The organism is Kribbella monticola (assembly GCF_003261635.1).
Taxonomy (GTDB): domain Bacteria; phylum Actinomycetota; class Actinomycetes; order Propionibacteriales; family Kribbellaceae; genus Kribbella; species Kribbella monticola.
Window position 1 is genome coordinate 377472 of the sequence record NZ_QFXK01000010.1, and the last position, 17958, is coordinate 395429.

Below are 17958 nucleotides of genomic sequence, written 5' to 3' on the forward strand. Positions count from 1 at the left end.
AGGCCCTTCATACCTCGCCAACCGGACATCCGGGTTGCTTGTTCCCGAACGTCTCGGACCTCACACCGGTACCCCGGCCGACACCTCGGTGCGGGTGGGTGCAGGGGAGTCCTACGGGGCGTCGTAGACTGTCGAACCGTCAGCGCCGGAACCCGGCGTCAACCCACTCAGTTCGAGGTGTTCGTGACGGCCGTCGACCCGCGTCCAGCCGCGACGACGTCGTACCCGGCGCCGCTGCCGACCGACCCAGCCCTGGAGATCGATCAGTCTCCGGTTCCGGGCCCGTCGGTGCGCGACGTGATCAAGGCGTACGTCGGTCTGACCAAGCCGCGCATCATCGAGCTCCTGCTGATCACGACCGTGCCGGTGATGTTCCTGGCCGCGGGTGGGGTGCCAGGACTCGGTGTCGTCGCGGCGACCCTGCTGGGCGGCATCCTCGCCGCCGGCAGCGCGAACACGATCAACTGCGTGCTCGACCGCGACATCGACGAGCAGATGCGCCGGACCCGCCGTCGCCCGCTGCCGCGGCACGCGGTCAGCCCGCGTTCGGCGACGGTTTTCGGCGTCGTGCTGGGGATTCTCGCCACCCTCGAGCTCGGCCTGCTGGTCAACTGGCTGTCCTCGCTGCTCGCGCTGGCCGCGAACGCCTTCTACGTCTTCGGCTACACGATGGTGCTGAAGCGGCGGACCGTGCAGAACATCGTCTGGGGCGGCATCGCCGGCTGCTTCCCGACCCTGATCGGCTGGACCTCCGTCACCAACTCGCTGGCCTGGACCCCGCTGGTGCTCTTCGGCGTGGTCTTCTTCTGGACCCCACCGCACACCTGGGCCCTGGCAATGCGGTACCGCGAGGACTACGCCTCGGTCGACGTGCCGATGCTCCCCGTCGTCGCCACCCCGGTCGCCACCGCCCGCCAGATCCTGGCGTACAGCCTCGTCATGGTGGCCACCTCGATCGCCCTCTGGCCGATCGGCGGCACCGGCCTCGTCTACCCGCTCGCAGCCGTCGTCCTCGGCGTCGTCTTCCTCCGCGAAGCCTTCGCCCTCCTCGCCCGAGCCAACACCGGCGCCGAAGGCGCAGCCCTCCGCCCGATGCGCCTCTTCCACTTCTCCAACATCTACCTGGCACTCCTCTTCATCGCAGCAGCCATCGACCCACTTCTCCGCTAGTAGTTGCTAACGGCATCGAGCCCATTTCGCCTGAGAAAGCACGCGTTGTGGCTGGCGAGGCACAGATAGTTGCCTAGGTACCCGTTTCTGCCAGTGAACAGCTGGTGGCTGGGAGTTGTCCCGTTGACCTTGTGCGGCGTGAGTGTTGCCATGGGGGAAGTCCGTGGAGTGGCTCCAGCTGGGGCGGACGGCGCGTCAGGGGGACGCAGTGGGGGTCAGAAAAGCACGTATAGCAGCGGTATCGGTGGTGGCGTTGCTCGGTACGACGTTGTCGGTCGGGCCGGCCGATGCGGGTGGGAGTCACAGCAGTCTTCAGCCGGTGGTGACCGGGCTGGACGGGCCTCGCGGGGTGGCTGTCAGCGCCGATGGGCGGAAGGTCATCTACAGCGTGACCGACGGCTCCGTGTACGAGGCTTGGGCTTTCGGGCTGAACAAGCACATCCGGAAGCTCGGCCAGGTCCCGGGCGGCTTCCCGCCGGCGATCGACACCAACGTCTGGGGTGTGACGTACGCGCTCACCGGTGGCGGCGGGCCTGAAGGGGATTCCCCGCCTGGTGGAGCGACTCTCTACAAGCTGCGCCCGGGTAGGTCTGCTCAGGTGGTCGCCGACATCGCGAAGTACCAGGCGCACGACCCGGATCCGTACGACCAGGAGAGCGCTCCGACGGAGTCGAATCCGTTCGGCGTGGCGGCGCTGCGGGACCGTACCGTGCTGGTGTCGGACGCGGCGGGCAACGACCTGCTCAGGGTGTGGCCGAACGGCTCCATCAAGACCGTCGCCAGGATCAAGCCCCGGATGGTGAAGGTGCCGTCGGGTCTGCCGGCCAAGGATCCCGACGGCAACCCGCTGCCGCCCGCCGGTACGCCGATCCTCGCCGAAGGTGTGGCGACCTCGGTGACCGTCGGTTCGGACGGCTACTACTACCTCGGTGAGCTGCGCGGGTTCCCGGCCACGCCTGGTACGTCGGAGATCTGGCGGATCAAGCCGGGTTCGGTCGGCGCAGTGTGCGACCCGGCCCACCCGTACCGGGGCAACTGCCAGCGGTACGCCGACGGCTACACCTCGATCGTCGATCTCGGTGCCGGTCCCGGCAACAAGATCTACGTGGTCGAGCTGGCCCGGAAGAGCTGGCTGCAGTTCGAACTCAACGGCGCAACCGCCGGAGCCCTGTTCGTGCAGTACCGCGGCGGTCACCAGCGCGGCGGCTACCGGCACGAGCTGGCGAAGGGGCAGCTCAACCTGCCAGGCGGCGTCGGCGTCAGCAGGAGCGGCGTCGTGTACGTCGCCTCGCCCATCTTCGGCCCAGGCTCAGTCGCAAGAGTCCGGTACTGACGGACACCCCGGGGCGTCTGGTCCACCTGGCCGGACGCCCCGGGTACCACGCCCGATCGCGTCGTCGGTGACTGTCAGGTAGCCGGCGTGCCGCGTTCGCCGTACACGGCTGTGACCAGGGCGATCAGGACGCCGGCGAAGAACATGTGGATGAGCACGAGGCCCCACGGCAGGCCCGTGAAGTACTGCGTGAAGCCGACCGCGCCCTGCAGCAACTCCATCGCCAGCAGCCAGGCGGCGAGCTTGCGCAGCGCTCGGGACGTCGCCGTCACTCGCGTCGCGATCACCAGACCGATCGTCACGCCCAGCAGGCCGAACACGACATCCGCGTGCAGCTGACTGATCACGGTCTCGTCGAAACCGTTCCGCCCGGTGTCGGGATCACCCGAGTGCGGACCGGCGCCGGTGACAAGGGTGCCGAGGGCAACGGCCAGCCAGACCGCAACCACACAAGCGGTTGCGAGCGCGCGAACGACCGGGGGAGTGTGCGGATAGGGACTCGTGCGGGAGCGGCGCATCATCGACACGGTCAGCGTGATGATGATCGGTGAGACGAGGAAGTGCGCGGAGACGATCCACGGGTTCAGCCCGGTCAGCACGCTGATGCCACCGATGACCGCCTGCAAGGGAATCCCGAGCGCGGCCGCGGTCGCCAGGCGACGCAGGTCCGTACGCCGTGGCCGGTACCGCATGACCACGAGCCAGGTCAGGATCGCGATCACCCCGACCACGAACCCGAGCATCCGGTTGCCGAACTCGATCGCCCCGTGGATCCCGAGCGCGCTGTGCGGCACGTACGACGCATCGGTACACGACGGCCAGGTCGGGCAACCCAGCCCCGAACCCGTCAACCGCACCAGCCCACCGGTCACCACGATGCCGATGTTGGCCACCACCGACGCCCAGCCCCACCGCCGAACGACATCCAGACTCGGCTCCGGCACCAACCGCCAGAACCCAGTCACACCCTCGTCCTCACGCACCGTGGTCTCCGTGGTCACCGGCACACTCTAGATACAGGCCTCGTCAGTCCCAGCGGAAGGTCCGGGAGACGAGGTAGGCGAGGAGGGCGGACCACAGAGCGAGGGAGAGGGCGGCGGCCCATGGGATCACGCCTTCGATGGTGGAGTTGGCGAGGCCGTTGGCCAGGGCTGCGCTGGGGAGCAGGCGTACTACGGACTGCATGCCGGCGGGGTATTCGTCGACCGGGGTCATCAGGCCGCCGCCGACGAGCAGCAGCAGGTAGAGCAGGTTCGCGGCGGCGAGGGTGGCTTCGGCTCGGAGGATGCCGGACATGAGCAAACCGAGCGACGCGAAGGCTGCCGTGCCGCACACGATCATCAGGACGACGCCGATGACCGCCGAAGCGCCGCCGACGGGTTTCCAGCCGAGCGCGAAGCCGGTGCCGACTAGTACGGCGAGCTGGATCACCTGGATGGCCAGGACCGAGCCGATCTTGCCCGCGAGCAGTCCGGTCCGGGACAGGGGAGAGGCGCCGAGACGCTTGATCACGCCGTACCGGCGCTCGAAGCCGGTCGCGATGGCCAGTGAAGTAAAGGACGAAGACAGCACGGCCAGTGCGAGCACACGCGGTACTGCGAGGTCCACAGCTCGCCCGTCGCCGAGCGGGAGCCGATCGCCCAGCCCGGTGCCACCGAGCAGCAAAAGCAGCCCCAGCGGGATCACCAGTGCGAGCAACAGCTGCTCACCGTTGCGGATCAGCAGCCGGAACTCCATCCGAGCGTGCGACAACACCTTGCGAGTCCAGGGCGCAGAACCCGGCTGCGGAGCATATGTAGTACTCATCGAGTCTCCTTGGCCGGTTTGGCCGTGAGCGCCAGGTAGACGTCCTCGAGCGACTTCGCCCCGTGCTCCGTCAGTACGTCGGGCGTCCCAGAGGCGATCAGCTTGCCCGCGGAGACGACGTGCACCTGGTCGGACAACTGCTCGGCCTCGTCCATCGCGTGCGTGGTCAGTACGACGGTCACGCCGTCGTCGCGCAGATCGCGGATCAGCTGCCAGATCTCCCGGCGCCCGTGCGGGTCCAGCCCGGTCGTCGGCTCGTCGAGGAACACGATCTCGGGCCGCCCGACGATCGCCATCGCCAGTGACAACCGCTGCTTCTGACCGCCCGAAAGCCGTCGGTACGGCGTACGCCCGCAGGTACCCAGGTCGAGCCGCTCGATCAGGTCGGGGAGCTCCAGCGGATGAGCGTGCAGGCCGGCGACGTAGCGGAGCATCTCGAGAGCGCGTACGCCGGACCAGGCACCGCCCTCCTGGAGCATTACCCCGATCCGCGGCATCAGCTCGTCGTGGTCCGCGATCGGATCGAGGCCGAGCACCCGGACCTGACCCGAGTCGGGCCGGCGGAACCCCTCGCAGCTCTCCACCGTGGTGGTCTTCCCGGCTCCGTTGGGGCCGAGCACGGACGTCACTGTTCCGCCGGTTACGGTGAGAGTGAGGCCGTCGACCGCGGTCTTCTCGCCGTACCGGACGACGAGGTTGTCGATCTCGACTGCGACTGGCACGACTGCAGTGTAGGAAACGCCCCCGGGTGACGCTGCTCACGGTCACCCCTGGGCGTGAGCGAGGCTCCGGGGAGCGGTAAGGGGAGCCTTATTTGAAGGGCCCCGGTAATTACGCGACACTGATGTTGTGAAAACTTCCGCGTCGACCGGTGAGGTGCCTTCGGGCACGGCTGCCGCGCGGGACGAGTCCACCAGAGACCGGGTCGCTCGGTCGATCCTGACCAACGGCCCGTCCAGCGCCGCGGTGCTCGCGGAGCGTCTGAAGCTGACCCCCGCGGCGGTCCGCCGGCACTTGGACCACCTGCTCGAGGAAGGCCTCGCCGAGGCCCGCGAGGAGCGCGTCTACGGCCCCCGTGGCCGCGGCCGCCCCGCGAAGGTGTTCGTGCTGACCGACTCCGGCCGGCACGCCTTCCACCAGGCGTACGACGACCTGGCGGCCACCGCGCTGCAGTTCATCGCCGAAGCCGGCGGGGAAGCGGCAGTGACGGAGTTCGCCCGGCGCCGGGTGGCCGACGTGGAGACGAAATACCGGCAGCTGCTCGAGGCGGCGCCGGAGGGCAAGAAGGCGGAGGTGCTGGCCCAGGCGCTCAGCGTCGACGGCTATGCCGCCTCCACCCTGCAAGCCGGGGCCGGTGAGCAGCTCTGCCAGCACCACTGCCCGGTCGCGCACGTGGCCGAGCAGTTCCCCCAGTTGTGCGAGGCCGAGACCGAGGTGTTCTCCCGCCTGCTCGGCAAGCACGTCCAGCGACTCGCCACCATCGCACACGGTGACGGTGTCTGTACTACGCACATCCCTGGCCACGCCACCAAAGCGCAGCCAGTTACCTCTTCTGTTTCCGACAGCGAATCTGCGAGGACTGCACGATGACGCAAACCGCTCACCCGGAGCTCGACGGGCTCGGTACGTACAAGTTCGGCTGGTCCGACAGTGACGCCGCCGGCTCCGTCGCCAAGCGCGGCCTCAGTGCCGAGGTGGTGCAAGGCATCTCGACGCTGAAGAGTGAGCCGGAGTGGATGCTCGACCTGCGGATGAAGGGCCTGAAGCTCTTCGACCGCAAGCCGATGCCGTCGTGGGGTGCGGACCTGTCCGGCATCGACTTCGACAACATCAAGTACTTCGTCCGCTCGACCGAGAAGCAGGCCACCAGCTGGGAGGACCTGCCCGAGGACATCAAGAACACCTACGACAAGCTCGGCATCCCGGAGGCGGAGAAGCAGCGCCTGGTCGCCGGCGTCGCCGCGCAGTACGAGTCGGAGGTCGTCTACCACCAGATCCGCGAGGACCTGGAGGAGCAGGGCGTCATCTTCCTGGACACCGACACCGGCCTGCGCGAGCACCCGGAGCTGTTCAAGGAGTACTTCGGCTCGGTCATCCCGGTCGGCGACAACAAGTTCGCCGCGCTGAACACGGCGGTCTGGTCCGGCGGCTCGTTCATCTACGTCCCCAAGGGCGTCAAGGTGGATATCCCGCTGCAGGCCTACTTCCGGATCAACACCGAGAACATGGGCCAGTTCGAGCGGACGCTGATCATCGTCGACGAGGACGCCTACGTCCACTACGTCGAGGGTTGCACCGCGCCGATCTACAAGTCGGACTCGCTGCACTCCGCGGTCGTCGAGATCATCGTGAAGAAGGGCGCCCGCTGCCGCTACACGACGATCCAGAACTGGTCGAACAACGTCTACAACCTGGTCACCAAGCGCGCCACCTGCGAAGAGGGCGCGACGATGGAGTGGATCGACGGCAACATCGGCTCCAAGGTGACGATGAAGTACCCGGCCGTGTACCTGATGGGCGAGCACGCCAAGGGCGAGACGCTGTCGATCGCGTTCGCCGGCGAGGGCCAGCACCAGGACGCCGGCTCGAAGATGGTGCACAACGCGCCGTACACGTCGAGTTCGATCATCTCCAAGTCCGTCGCCCGCGGTGGCGGCCGGACGTCGTACCGGGGTCTGGTCGAGGTCGCGCCGGGCAGCCACCACAGCAAGTCCACGGTCCGCTGTGACGCGCTGCTGATCGACACGATCAGCCGCTCCGACACCTACCCGTACGTCGACGTCCGCGAGGACGACGTGGCGATGGGACACGAGGCGACCGTGTCCAAGGTCAGCGACGACCAGCTCTTCTACCTGATGAGCCGGGGCATGGCCGAGGACGAGGCGATGGCGATGATCGTCCGCGGCTTCATCGAGCCGATCGCCCGCGAGCTCCCGATGGAGTACGCGCTGGAACTCAACCGGCTCATCGAGCTGCAGATGGAAGGGGCCGTCGGCTGATGTCAGCCACCGAAACCCTGGTTGCCACCGGCAACCAGGCGCACTCCCACGGACCGGGCTCGCCGGTGCCGTTGCAGGCCCGTAGCGAGCGGACCACGTCGTACGACGTGGCCGACTTCCCCGTGCCGAACGGCCGTGAGGAAGAGTGGCGCTTCACCCCGGTCAAGGCGCTCAAGGCGCTGTTCGCCGACGAGGCCGGCACCGAGACCGCCAAGATGGACGCGCACGGGCCTGACGGGGTGGTGATCGAGACGATCGCCGCCGACGCCGTGAAGGCGTTGACGCCGCAGGACCGGATCGCCGCCGTCGCGTGGACCCACGCCGCCGAGGCGCTCGCCGTGCGCATCCCGAACGACGCCGAGCTCACCGAGCCCGTGCACGTGAACGTCGCCTCGCTCGGCGGTCGCGGTTTCGGCCACCTGGTGATCGAGGCCGGCCGGCACAGCCGCGGCACCGTGATCGTCGACCACACCGGCGCCGGTGAGTACGCCGCCAACGTGGAGATCGTCGTCGGCGACGGCGCCGACCTCCGGGTCGTGTCGATCCAGCAGGGCGACACCGAGTCGATCCACGTCGGCCAGCACGACGCCGTGATCGGCCGCGACGCGAAGCTGAACCACGTCGCCGTCACGCTCGGCGGCAAGATCGTCCGCCTCTCCACCAACGTCCGGTACGCCGGTCCCGGTGGCGACGCGGAGTTGCTCGGGGTGTACTTCGCCGAGTCCGGCCAGCACCACGAGAACCGGCTCTTCGTCGACCACGAGGCGATCAACTGCAAGAGCAATGTGCTCTACAAGGGCGCGCTCGCCGGTGACCACGCCCGCTCGGTGTGGATCGGCGACGTGCTGATCCGGGCCGCGGCCGAGGGCACGAACACCTTCGAGCTGAACCGGAACCTGGTCCTGACCGACGGGGCGCGCGCCGACTCGGTGCCGAACCTGGAGATCGAGACCGGCGAGATCGAGGGCGCCGGGCACGCTTCGGCGACCGGCCGGTTCGACGACGAGCAGCTGTTCTACCTGCAGGCTCGCGGTATTCCCGAGGACGAGGCCCGTCGCCTGGTGGTGTCCGGGTTCTTCAACGACATCATCGGCCGCATCGGCGTACCGGAGGTGGCCGAGCACCTGCACGAGGTGATCGAGCAGAAGCTGGCCCGGACGGCGGCGCTGACCGAGCAGGCCAAGGCCTGAGCATGAGCGACACGTTCGAACGCGCCTGCGCGGTGGCCGATGTCCCCGACGAAGGGGTCGTCGCCACCGAGGTCGGCGGCGTGGAGGTGGCCGTCGTGAAGAGCGAGGGCCAGTACTTCGCGGTCCGCGACGAGTGCTCGCACGCGCAGATCCAGCTGTCCGAGGGTGACGTCGGCAACTGCGAGATCGAGTGCTGGCTGCACGGCTCCCGGTTCGACCTGCGCACCGGCGAGCCGACCAGCCTGCCGGCGTACGACCCCGTTCCGGTCTATCCGGTCCGGGTGGACGGCGAGGACCTGCTGGTCGACGTCAAGAACCCCCTGAATCAAGCTTCCTAAAGCAGACGGAGATAGAAGAAAACCCATGGCGACACTCGAGATCCGCGACCTGCACGTGTCGGTCGACACCGAGAACGGCCCGAAGGAGATCCTGCGCGGCGTCGACCTGACCATCGCCGGTGGTCAGACGCACGCGATCATGGGCCCGAACGGTTCCGGCAAGTCCACGCTGGCGTACTCGATCGCCGGCCACCCGAAGTACAACGTCACCAGCGGCACCGTGACGCTGGACGGCGAGGACGTGCTCGCCATGTCCGTCGACGAGCGCGCCCGGGCCGGCCTGTTCCTGGCCATGCAGTACCCGGTCGAGGTGCCCGGCGTGTCCGTGTCGAACTTCCTCCGGACCGCCAAGACCGCCATTGACGGCGAAGCCCCGAAGCTGCGGACCTGGGTCAAGGACGTCAACAAGGCGCTCGCCGACCTGGACATGGACGCCGACTTCGGCACCCGGAACGTCAACGAGGGCTTCTCCGGTGGTGAGAAGAAGCGGCACGAGATCGTCCAGCTGGAGCTGCTCGACCCGAAGATCGCGATCCTCGACGAGACCGACTCCGGGCTCGACATCGACGCGCTGAAGGTCGTCTCGACCGGCGTCAACCGGTTCGCCGAGAAGGGTGACAAGGGCGTTCTGCTAATCACCCACTACACGCGGATCCTGCGCTACATCAAGCCGGACTTCGTGCACGTGTTCGTCGACGGCAAGGTCGCCGAGGAGGGCGGCCCGGAGCTGGCCGACGAGCTTGAGGCCAACGGCTACGAGCGCTTCCTGAAGACAGGCGCCAAGGCATGAGCGACGCCCGGACCTTCAGCAGTCCCCTGGACACGCAGTCGGTCCGGGCGGACTTCCCGATCCTGTCGCGGGTCCTGGCGAACGACTTCCCGCTCGTCTACCTCGACTCGGCCAACTCGTCGCAGAAGCCGCGGCAGGTGGTAGCTGCTCTTGAGGAGCACTACCTCCAACACAACGCGAACGTGGCTCGCGCCATGCACCAGCTCGGTGCCGAGGCGACCGCGGCGTACGAAGGCGGTCGGGACAAGGTGGCGGCCTTCATCGGTGCGACCAACCGCGACGAGATCGTCTTCACCAAGAACGCCTCCGAGGCGCTCAACCTGGCCGCGCACACCCTCGGTGCCTCGCTGAAGCCGGGGGACGAGGTGGTGATCTCCGAGATGGAGCACCACAGCAACATCGTCCCGTGGCAGCTCGCCTGTGAGCGGACCGGCGCGACACTGCGCTGGTTCGGCGTCACCGGCGAGGGCCGGCTCGACCTGAGCAACATCGAGGAACTGATCAACGAGCGCACGAAGATCGTCTCGCTGACCTGGGTCTCGAACGCGCTCGGCACCATCAACCCGATCACCTCGATCGCGGAGAAGGCGCACGCGGTGGGTGCGGTGATGGTCGTCGACGCTTCGCAGGCCGTGCCGCAGTTCCCGGTGGACGTCTCGACGCTGGGCGCCGACCTGCTCGCCTTCACCGGCCACAAGACGGTTGGCCCGACCGGCATCGGCGTGCTCTGGGGCCGGTACGACCTGCTCGCGTCGCTGCCGCCGTTCCTCGGTGGTGGCGAGATGATCGAGGTCGTCCGGATGACCGGTTCGACGTACGCGCCGCCGCCGGCCCGGTTCGAAGCCGGTACGCCGCCGATCGCGCAGTCCGTCGGGCTCGGTGCCGCCCTGGACTACCTGGCCGGCATCGGGATGGACAAGATCGCGGCGCACGAGCAAGCCATCACGGCGTACGCGCTGGAGGGGTTGCAAACCGTGCCGGGGCTGAAGATTCTCGGGCCGACCGACACCGTCGACCGGGGTGGAGCGATCAGCTTCGAGCTGGACGGCGTTCACCCACATGACGTCTCGACGGTGCTGGACACCCGCGGCATCGCAGTACGGGCCGGGCACCACTGCGCGCGGCCGGTGCACGAGCGGTTCGGAATGCAATCGTCGACCAGAGCGTCTTTCTACCTGTACACGACACCCGAGGAGATCGACGCGCTCGTCGACGGCCTCGGATTCGTCCGGTCATTCTTCAAGGTGGACTGATATGCAGCTCGACAGCCTTTACCAGGAGATCATCCTGGACCATTACCGCAGCCCGCACCACGCGGGGCTGGCGGACCCGTACGACGTGGAGGTGCACCACGTGAACCCGTCCTGCGGGGACGAGGTCACCCTCCGGGTCGAGCTCGACGGCGACGTCGTGACCGGCGTGACGCACCAGAGTGTCGGCTGCTCGATCAGCCAGGCGGCGACGTCGGTGATGAGCGACCTGGTGATCGGCAAGCAGGTCATCGAGGGCATGGCGACCTACGAGAAGTTCCTGGAACTGATGCAGGGTCGCGGGAATGTGGAACCCGACGAAGAGGTTCTGGAAGACGGCGTCGCCTTCGCGGGTGTCGCGCAGTTCCCGGCTCGGGTGAAGTGCGCGCTGCTGGGCTGGTCGGCCTGGCGCGACGCGACCGCCCAAGCACTCGCGAAGAAAGAAGGAGCAACCAATGTCTGACCAGACCGACGAGAAGATCGAGCTGCCCGAGGTCGACCTCGAAGCCGCCGGCAAGCCGGCTGGCTCGACCGTTGCCGTCGAAGATGTCACCGAGGCCTTGAAGGACGTCGTGGACCCCGAGCTCGGGATCAACGTCGTCGATCTGGGCCTGATCTACGGCGTGACCGTGGACGACACCACCACCGCGATCATTGACATGACGCTGACGTCCGCGGCCTGCCCGCTGACCGACGTGATCGAGGACCAGACCCGGATGGCGCTCGACGGCCTGGTCAACGACTTCCGGATCAACTGGGTCTGGATGCCGCCGTGGGGTCCCGAGAAGATCACCGACGACGGCCGCGACCAGCTCCGCGCGCTCGGCTTCAACGTCTGAGTTCCCCGTACTGCGGCTGATTTCCAGTACTGCGGTAGCCCGGGTCAGGTGGCCCGGGCTTTCGCATGTCCGGATGCACTAGCGTCGGTGCGGTGACCCGCATCCTCTCCGTCGGCCCGAACCGCCTCGAGCGCTGGCTGACCGGCTTCAGCGAGCGTCACGGGCCGACCTCGTACGACGTGACGCCGCTCCGGGTGACCGCGTCGGCTGAGGACGGGGCGGTCGCTGAGATCGAGGTGCCGTTCGGCCCGCTGTCCGAGCTCACGCCGGCCGGGTTGATCGCGCACGTTCTGGCGGACCGCCGACTAGGGCTGCTGCTGGTACGGCGAGGTGGGTACGGCGCGGGCGTTTTCGCCGGGGGAGTGCTGGAGGCCTCGAAGGTCGGGTCGCGGCACGTGCAGGGAACGACGAAGGCGGGCGGATGGTCGCAGCAGCGGTTCGCCCGTCGCCGGGACAATCAGGCGCGCGAGGCATTCGCGGCCGCCACCGAAGTCGCCGTACGAATCCTTGCTCCTGCGAAACTCGACGTACTGGTTTGCGGCGGTGACCGAAAAGCTGTCGACACTGTTCTCGAGGACCCTCGCTTGAAAGCGCTCGTCCCGCTGGTTCGGCCGCCTTTCCTGGGCGTGGCCGACCCCAAACAAAAGGTTCTGGAACAAGCCGGCGTCGATGCCCGCGCCGTCCGAATTCACCTCACCGAACCCGACCCCGCTTCCTGAACAGCCGCCAACTCCGCCGGTGTGGCGGTGTGGCGCGGGTTGTGCGGGTGTTACCGCGAAGTACTGTCGGAAGTACGGACATTTGTTGCCGCCGGCGACTCTGCCGACAACGACCCTGCGCATTCTTGGAAAGCTGCCGAATCAGGGAGCCGGATCGTGAGGGAACCGTTGTCGTCAGTGGCCCGTCGATAGGAAAGACTGTCCGTCCTGAGGGTTCTGTCGAGTGGGAGGGTCAAGTGACCGCGTTCCTCGTAGTGCTGGCATTGGTCGCCTTATTGGTGGTCGTCACACTGATCAAGTCAGTCCGGGTCGTGCAACAGCAGACCGTCGGTATCGTGGAACGGTTCGGGAAGTTCAAGGTCGGCTTGCAGCCCGGCCTGAACCTGCTGACTCCGTTCGTCGACAAGGTGCGCTACACGATCGACATGCGCGAGCAGGTGGTCGCGTTCCCGCCGCAGGGCGTCATCACCGAGGACAACCTGATGGTGTCGATCGACTCCGTCATCTACTTCCAGGTGAACGACCCGGTCCGGGCGACGTACGAGATCTCGAACTACATCCAGGCGATCGAGCAGCTGACCATGACCACGCTGCGAAACATCATCGGTGGCATGGACCTGGAGCAGACGCTGACCAGCCGCGAGGAGATCAACGAGAAGCTCCGTTACGTGCTGGACGAGGCGACCGGCAAGTGGGGCATCCGGGTCAACCGGGTCGAGCTCCGCTCGATCGACCCGCCGCCCTCCATCCAGGACTCGATGGAGAAGCAGATGCGCGCCGACCGTGACAAGCGCGCGGCGATCCTGACCGCGGAGGGCATGCGGCAGTCCGCCGTACTGTCGGCCGAAGGTCAGAAGCAGTCCGCGATCCTCACCGCGCAAGGTGACCGCGAGTCGCGCATCCTCCGCGCGCAGGCCGAGCGGGAAGCCCGGATCCTGAAGGCGCAGGGTGAGGCGCAGGCCATCACCACGGTGTTCAACGCGATCCACGCCGGCAAGCCGGACCAGGGTCTGCTGGCGTACCAGTACCTGCAGATGCTCCCGTCGATCGCGCAGGGCGACTCGAACAAGCTGTGGATCATCCCCAGCGAGATCGGCAAGGCGATGGAGGGTCTCGGCAGCGCCGTCGGCCAGATTGCCGGCATCACCCAGAAGGCCGAAGGCCCGTTCCCGGAGCCGGACCTGGGCGACTCGCACGCGGTGGAGGTCGACAGCGGTGGCGGCTCGTCGGTGACTCCCGACGCCGCGGTAGCCGAGGCCGACAACGCAGTACAGGAAGCGATCGCCGCAGCGCAGAACGCGGCCGTCAGCTCGCGCAGCCAGGCGGCTGCTCCTCCGGCGGTCACTTCCGCTCCGGAGCAGACCGCGCCGGTGCAGGACGGTCCGACGCAGGAGCGCTGACAACCAGTACTACGTACGCCACGCGGCCCGGCTCATTGGAGCCGGGCCGCGTGCTGTTCGCGGTACCGGTCGGGGAGGCCCGCGTGCTGTTTGTGCGGTGTGATGTTGGCTGCAGTTGGGCGTTCACGGGTCGGACCGGTGAGCGCGTGCCGTGTCAGGTGCGTAGAGTCTGGCAGCGATGACATGGTTCGAGGCGCTGTTCGTCCTGCTGGCGGGCATGGGCGCGGGCACGATCAACGCGGTGGTGGGTTCGGGCACTCTGCTGACCTTCCCGGCGTTGCTTGCTGTCGGCATCCCACCCGTCCTGGCGAACGTCAGCAACAGCGTCGGCCTCTCACCCGGTACTGCGGCCGGAGCGATCGGCTACCGCCGCGAACTCGAAGGCCAACGCGGCCGTCTGATCCGCCTGATCCCCGCGTCCCTCGTCGGCGGCATCGTCGGGGGAGTACTGCTACTCAAACTCCCCGACTCGGCCTTCAAGGCTGTCGTCCCCGGCCTGATCCTGCTCGGCTGCGTCCTCGTCGCCCTGCAACCGTGGCTCTCGAAGCGGATCAACCTCCCCGACCACGCCCATCGCGGCGCGTGGTGGGTGATGCCCGCCGTCTTCGCGACCGGCGTGTACGGCGGCTACTTCGGCGCGGCGCAGGGTGTCTTGCTGATGGCGATCCTCGGCATCGGCATGGACGCCAACCTGCAACGAATGAACGCCCTCAAGAACGTCCTCGCCACGGTCGTGAACACCGTGGCCGCGATTCTGTTCATCATCGTCGCCGACGTCGACTGGCTAGCCGCCGCCCTGATCGCCGTAGGCTCCACCATCGGCGGCTTCGCCGGCGCCCGCTACGGCCGCAAACTCCCCCCAGCCGCCCTCCGCGCCCTCATAGTCGTCATAGGCATAGCCGCCATCGTCACCATGGTCTTCTGAGTCTCGCCCGCTTCGCCCTGCGACCACCTGTTAGCGTGCGGCGGATGGAAGAGCTGGCATCCGTGGCTTGGCCGCCTGAGCCGATCAGGACCGAGAGGCTCGTACTCCGTGAGTCCGCGCCCCGGGATCGTGCGACGTTCATCGAACTCCTCGCGTCGCCAGAGGTACACACCTACCTCGGCGGCCCGCGTGCTCGCGACGAGCTCGAACGCGAGCTGTCCGAGACACCGGCACACTGGCCCGGGAGCTTCGTCGTCGAACTCGACGGGTCGATGATCGGCCACGTCCTGCTCAGGAGAAACCCGGCGAACGGTCGTCCGGCCGCCGCGGGGAAGGCAGATCTCGGCTACCTGTTCCTGCCGCGGGCCTGGGGATTCGGCTACGCCGCCGAGGCGTGCGCAGCAGCACTCGACTGGCTCACCGACGCCCTTCCCGGCGAATCGGTAGTCCTCACCACCCAGTCCGCCAACACCAACTCCATGCGCCTCGCGGCAAAACTGGGCTTCACCGAGGTAGAACGTTTCGAGGCCTGGAACGCCGAACAATGGCTCGGCCTGCGACCCCCGGTCGTACGACCGGGTTGAGTTTTCGAAGCGGGGGACTTCACGCCGCGCTCGCATCGGGATCACCTGCAACGCAGGTGCGCGGGAGTAATTGTCAAATGTTGTGGACCTGGGCGAGGCTGTCACCGGCCCCGCCTACGGTGCTCTCCGGGGGTTCCCAGGTTTCACTCGGCGGGTGTCGGGACCCGGTTGAAGAACCGTCCGGCCATGTCGGCCCCGATGACGGCGCCGTCGGCGTCGCGAGTGAGGAAACCGCGCTGGCCGATCAGGCCGCCACCAGTGACGATGTACTCGTCGCCGCAACCGGGTAGCAGGCCGAGGCCGGCTGGCGGCAGGTCCGCCGGCAGTTCCCGGTCGGCCGCCGCGCGGATCTCCGGCTTGATCCGGCATTCAACCGTCATCGTGTCACCGTCGGTGTCGATGATCAGCGTCATGAATTCGTTCGCGTAGTGCCCAGTGATCTCATGGGCGCGCTGCGGGTCGTACGGGAGCGGCTCGGGGTCCCGCTCGACCACGCCGAGGTAGTGTTCGAGCGTCCAGCGGAGTACGGTCTGGTTGAACTCCAGCCCGTTGTCGGGCCCGGCGTTGGACGCTGCTACGACGGCGAAGTCCCGCTCCGGAACCAGTAGCAGGTTGGCGAACTGGCCGTTGGTCGATCCGCCGTGCCCGACGGTGCGCACGCCGTCCACGTCGCGCAGGAACCAGCCGAGGCCGATGGCGTCGCCGAGCGTGGAGCCGTGCAGTTCCACCGTCGGCTCCTGCATGCGCCGCGCCAGGTCACCGCCGCCGAGGTGGAACCGGGCCCAGCGCAACTGGTCGGAGATCGAGGACACCAGGCCGCCGCCCGGGTTGTTGCCGCGCGTGTCCTTCCACGTCCGGGCGACCTTGAGCGCCCCTTCGCTGAGGTTGTGGCCCACGGCGAACCGGCGGGTGATGGCCTGTCCGGCGGTGAAGACGCTGTCGGTCATGCCGGCCTGTTCCAGGACGAGTGAGGCGACAGCGGCCTCGTAGGTCTCACCGGTGACGTTCTCGACGACCCGGCCGAGCAGGTTGTAGCCGAGCTGGCTGTAGGAGGCCCGGCCTCCGACTGGGCCGATCAGCGCCACCTCAGCCATGTGGGTCACCTCGCGGGCCAGCGCGTCGTCTCCGTCTCCGCTGTCGAAGACCATCCGGGTGTCCAGCCCGGCGGTGTGGTTGAGCAGGTTCAGGATGGTGATCTGCGCGGCCGCGCCCTCATCGGGGAGCCGGAGTTCGGGAACGTAGCGGCGCACCGGCGCCTCCAGCTCGACCCGCCCCTGCTCGACCAGGCGCATGATCGCGGTCGCCGTGTAGGTCTTGGTGACCGAGCCCAGCACGAACAGCGTGTCCCGGTCGACGGGCAGCGGGTTGTCTATGCTCGTCACGCCGTGGCAGACGGTCAACTCCCGTCCGTCCACCAGGACTGCCACCGCCGCACCCGGGATGCCGAGCTCCTTGGCCTTTTCCTCGATGAACTCCGCCAGCGCATCGTGTGACATCTCGATTTCCCCTCGATCGGTGTGGTTCGCGCTCGGCGCCGAGCTGCCCATCCGGGCGTCGCGGCGACTTGCACTGTGTTCAAGTGGAGAGTAGCGAACGACTTGAACACAGTGCAAGGAGTTTCTTGAACGGCGTGCAAGTCCAGGGCTATCGTGAATCCATGCCCCGAAGCACACTGACCCGCGAACAGATCCTCACTGCCGCCATCAGCCTGCTGGACGCTGAAGGGCTGGAGGGTCTGAACATGCGTGCTCTGGGCCAGCGGCTGGGCTCAGCGGCCACTGCGGTCTACTGGCACGTGGGCAGCAAGGACAACCTCATCGCCCTCGCCGGCGACCAACTGTGGCACGAAATCGCGCTGCCCGCCCCCGACGAGGTCGGCTGGCGCACGGCGGCCACCGTCATGGCCAGCGACCTGTACGCGATGCTCACCCGCCACCCCTGGCTGCTGCAGGCCTTTGGCTCCCTCCTCATGTTCGGCCCCGGCAAGGCCCGCCATGACGACCACCTCCTCGCCATCTACGAAACCGCGGGATTCGCCGGCCCCGCAGCCGACCAGGCCGCGGCCGCCGTTTTCACCTTCGTCCTCGGCAACGCCCTCGGCACAGCCGCGACAGCCTCGCTCACCCGCAAACTGCGGCGCGAAGGTAGCGGTGACGCCGAACAGGCCATCGGCGACGCCCAGGCCGAGGCTCGCGAGATCGCCGCACAATTCCCTCGGCTGCGCGCCCGCCTGGACACCGACGGCGCCGACTACGGCGCGGCGCCCGACAACACTTTCCAGCTCGGCCTCCAGGCCATCCTCGACGGGCTGGAGGCGCTGCAACGCGGGCCTACCCGGTGACCATCACACGATCATCCGGGAAGGTGCGCTCGGCCCACGGTTCGAAGACGGGGTCGAGGCGGAGGACGGCGGCCGGTGGAGCTGCCAAGGTCGGACGGGCGAAGCGGGCAGACCGGATGGGCGGAGCGGGCACGCCGGATGGGCGAGGCTGGCGGGACCGATGGGTGAATGGGGCGGCGCAAACTACGGGCAACCACGCGATCACGACCCATCCGGTGCGCGTTCGCTGTTCAGCCGCGACGGGGGAGCGGCGTGGTGGTGTGGGTGGGTCGAG

The 17958-nt window shown here is 67.8% G+C and carries 19 protein-coding genes; 15 read left to right on the forward strand and 4 right to left on the reverse strand.

Features of this window, described 5'->3' with window-relative positions:
- Positions 1 to 234 precede the first annotated feature (234 nt).
- Together DIZ26_RS07735 and DIZ26_RS07740 are read left to right on the forward strand one after the other, a co-directional pair.
- Positions 235 to 1170, forward strand: coding sequence for a heme o synthase (locus tag DIZ26_RS07735; protein ID WP_198675981.1), 936 nt, complete (start codon positions 235 to 237; stop codon positions 1168 to 1170).
- 244 nt (positions 1171 to 1414) lie between these two features.
- Entirely contained in the window at positions 1415 to 2503 is a 1089-nt protein-coding gene (locus DIZ26_RS07740) for a ScyD/ScyE family protein (RefSeq protein WP_157979640.1), read from the forward strand.
- A gap of 74 nt (positions 2504 to 2577) precedes the next feature.
- Here the strand turns inward: DIZ26_RS07740 and DIZ26_RS07745 are convergent, their stop codons facing one another.
- Genes DIZ26_RS07745 through DIZ26_RS07755 form a run of 3 tightly spaced genes read right to left on the reverse strand, consistent with a single transcriptional unit; the run spans position 2578 to position 5031 of the window.
- A complete protein-coding gene (locus DIZ26_RS07745; RefSeq protein WP_232828181.1) occupies positions 2578 to 3504 on the reverse strand; it encodes a COX15/CtaA family protein in 927 nt (308 codons plus the stop codon).
- Positions 3505 to 3529: 25 nt separating this feature from the next.
- On the reverse strand, positions 3530 to 4309 hold the full coding sequence (locus DIZ26_RS07750) for an ABC transporter permease (protein WP_112238996.1): 780 nt from the start codon (positions 4307 to 4309) through the stop codon (positions 3530 to 3532).
- A complete protein-coding gene (locus DIZ26_RS07755) occupies positions 4306 to 5031 on the reverse strand; it encodes an ABC transporter ATP-binding protein (RefSeq protein ID WP_112238997.1) in 726 nt (241 codons plus the stop codon). Before DIZ26_RS07755 ends, DIZ26_RS07750 begins: the two co-directional genes overlap by 4 nt.
- Before the next feature lie 154 nt (positions 5032 to 5185).
- Between DIZ26_RS07755 and DIZ26_RS07760 the strand changes: the two genes are divergently transcribed.
- The 12 genes from DIZ26_RS07760 to DIZ26_RS07815 all read left to right on the forward strand — a co-directional run bounded on the left by DIZ26_RS07760 (position 5186) and on the right by DIZ26_RS07815 (position 15343).
- Positions 5186 to 5899 (forward strand): helix-turn-helix transcriptional regulator, encoded by a 714-nt coding sequence (locus tag DIZ26_RS07760; RefSeq protein WP_112239127.1) that lies wholly within the window; start codon positions 5186 to 5188, stop codon positions 5897 to 5899.
- On the forward strand, positions 5896 to 7308 hold the full coding sequence (gene sufB, locus DIZ26_RS07765) for a Fe-S cluster assembly protein SufB (RefSeq protein ID WP_112238998.1): 1413 nt from the start codon (positions 5896 to 5898) through the stop codon (positions 7306 to 7308). The genes DIZ26_RS07760 and sufB overlap by 4 nt, the downstream gene beginning before the upstream one ends.
- The gene (gene sufD, locus DIZ26_RS07770) at positions 7308 to 8498 is read left to right on the forward strand and encodes a Fe-S cluster assembly protein SufD (protein WP_112238999.1); all 1191 of its coding nucleotides are present in this window, start codon (positions 7308 to 7310) and stop codon (positions 8496 to 8498) included. The genes sufB and sufD overlap by 1 nt, the downstream gene beginning before the upstream one ends.
- 2 nt (positions 8499 to 8500) lie before the next feature.
- A complete protein-coding gene (locus DIZ26_RS07775) occupies positions 8501 to 8836 on the forward strand; it encodes a non-heme iron oxygenase ferredoxin subunit (protein ID WP_112239000.1) in 336 nt (111 codons plus the stop codon).
- Between the two features lie 25 nt (positions 8837 to 8861).
- On the forward strand, positions 8862 to 9626 hold the full coding sequence (gene sufC / locus DIZ26_RS07780) for a Fe-S cluster assembly ATPase SufC (RefSeq protein WP_112239001.1): 765 nt from the start codon (positions 8862 to 8864) through the stop codon (positions 9624 to 9626).
- Positions 9623 to 10879, forward strand: coding sequence for a cysteine desulfurase (locus tag DIZ26_RS07785; RefSeq protein WP_112239002.1), 1257 nt, complete (start codon positions 9623 to 9625; stop codon positions 10877 to 10879). The genes sufC and DIZ26_RS07785 overlap by 4 nt, the downstream gene beginning before the upstream one ends.
- A gap of 1 nt (position 10880) precedes the next feature.
- Positions 10881 to 11339, forward strand: a complete 459-nt coding sequence (gene sufU, locus DIZ26_RS07790) for a Fe-S cluster assembly sulfur transfer protein SufU (RefSeq protein WP_112239003.1) — start codon at positions 10881 to 10883, stop codon at positions 11337 to 11339.
- Complete coding sequence (locus tag DIZ26_RS07795) at positions 11332 to 11715, forward strand: metal-sulfur cluster assembly factor (RefSeq protein WP_112239004.1); 384 nt, start codon at positions 11332 to 11334, stop codon at positions 11713 to 11715. Before sufU ends, DIZ26_RS07795 begins: the two co-directional genes overlap by 8 nt.
- Before the next feature lie 92 nt (positions 11716 to 11807).
- Complete coding sequence (locus DIZ26_RS07800) at positions 11808 to 12434, forward strand: acVLRF1 family peptidyl-tRNA hydrolase (protein WP_232828182.1); 627 nt, start codon at positions 11808 to 11810, stop codon at positions 12432 to 12434.
- Positions 12435 to 12670: 236 nt separating this feature from the next.
- Entirely contained in the window at positions 12671 to 13834 is a 1164-nt protein-coding gene (locus DIZ26_RS07805) for an SPFH domain-containing protein (RefSeq protein WP_112239005.1), read from the forward strand.
- Between the two features lie 178 nt (positions 13835 to 14012).
- Positions 14013 to 14759: a sulfite exporter TauE/SafE family protein gene (locus DIZ26_RS07810; RefSeq protein WP_112239006.1), complete on the forward strand. Its 747-nt coding sequence runs from the start codon at positions 14013 to 14015 to the stop codon at positions 14757 to 14759.
- Positions 14760 to 14803: 44 nt separating this feature from the next.
- The gene (locus DIZ26_RS07815) at positions 14804 to 15343 is read left to right on the forward strand and encodes a GNAT family N-acetyltransferase (RefSeq protein WP_112239007.1); all 540 of its coding nucleotides are present in this window, start codon (positions 14804 to 14806) and stop codon (positions 15341 to 15343) included.
- Positions 15344 to 15486: 143 nt separating this feature from the next.
- On the opposite strand, the gene DIZ26_RS07820 is transcribed toward DIZ26_RS07815, so the two are convergent.
- Positions 15487 to 16839 (reverse strand): serine hydrolase domain-containing protein, encoded by a 1353-nt coding sequence (locus tag DIZ26_RS07820; protein ID WP_112239129.1) that lies wholly within the window; start codon positions 16837 to 16839, stop codon positions 15487 to 15489.
- Positions 16840 to 17000: 161 nt separating this feature from the next.
- On the opposite strand from DIZ26_RS07820, the gene DIZ26_RS07825 reads away from it, so the two are divergent.
- On the forward strand, positions 17001 to 17684 hold the full coding sequence (locus DIZ26_RS07825) for a TetR/AcrR family transcriptional regulator (protein ID WP_112239130.1): 684 nt from the start codon (positions 17001 to 17003) through the stop codon (positions 17682 to 17684).
- Positions 17685 to 17958 lie beyond the last annotated feature (274 nt).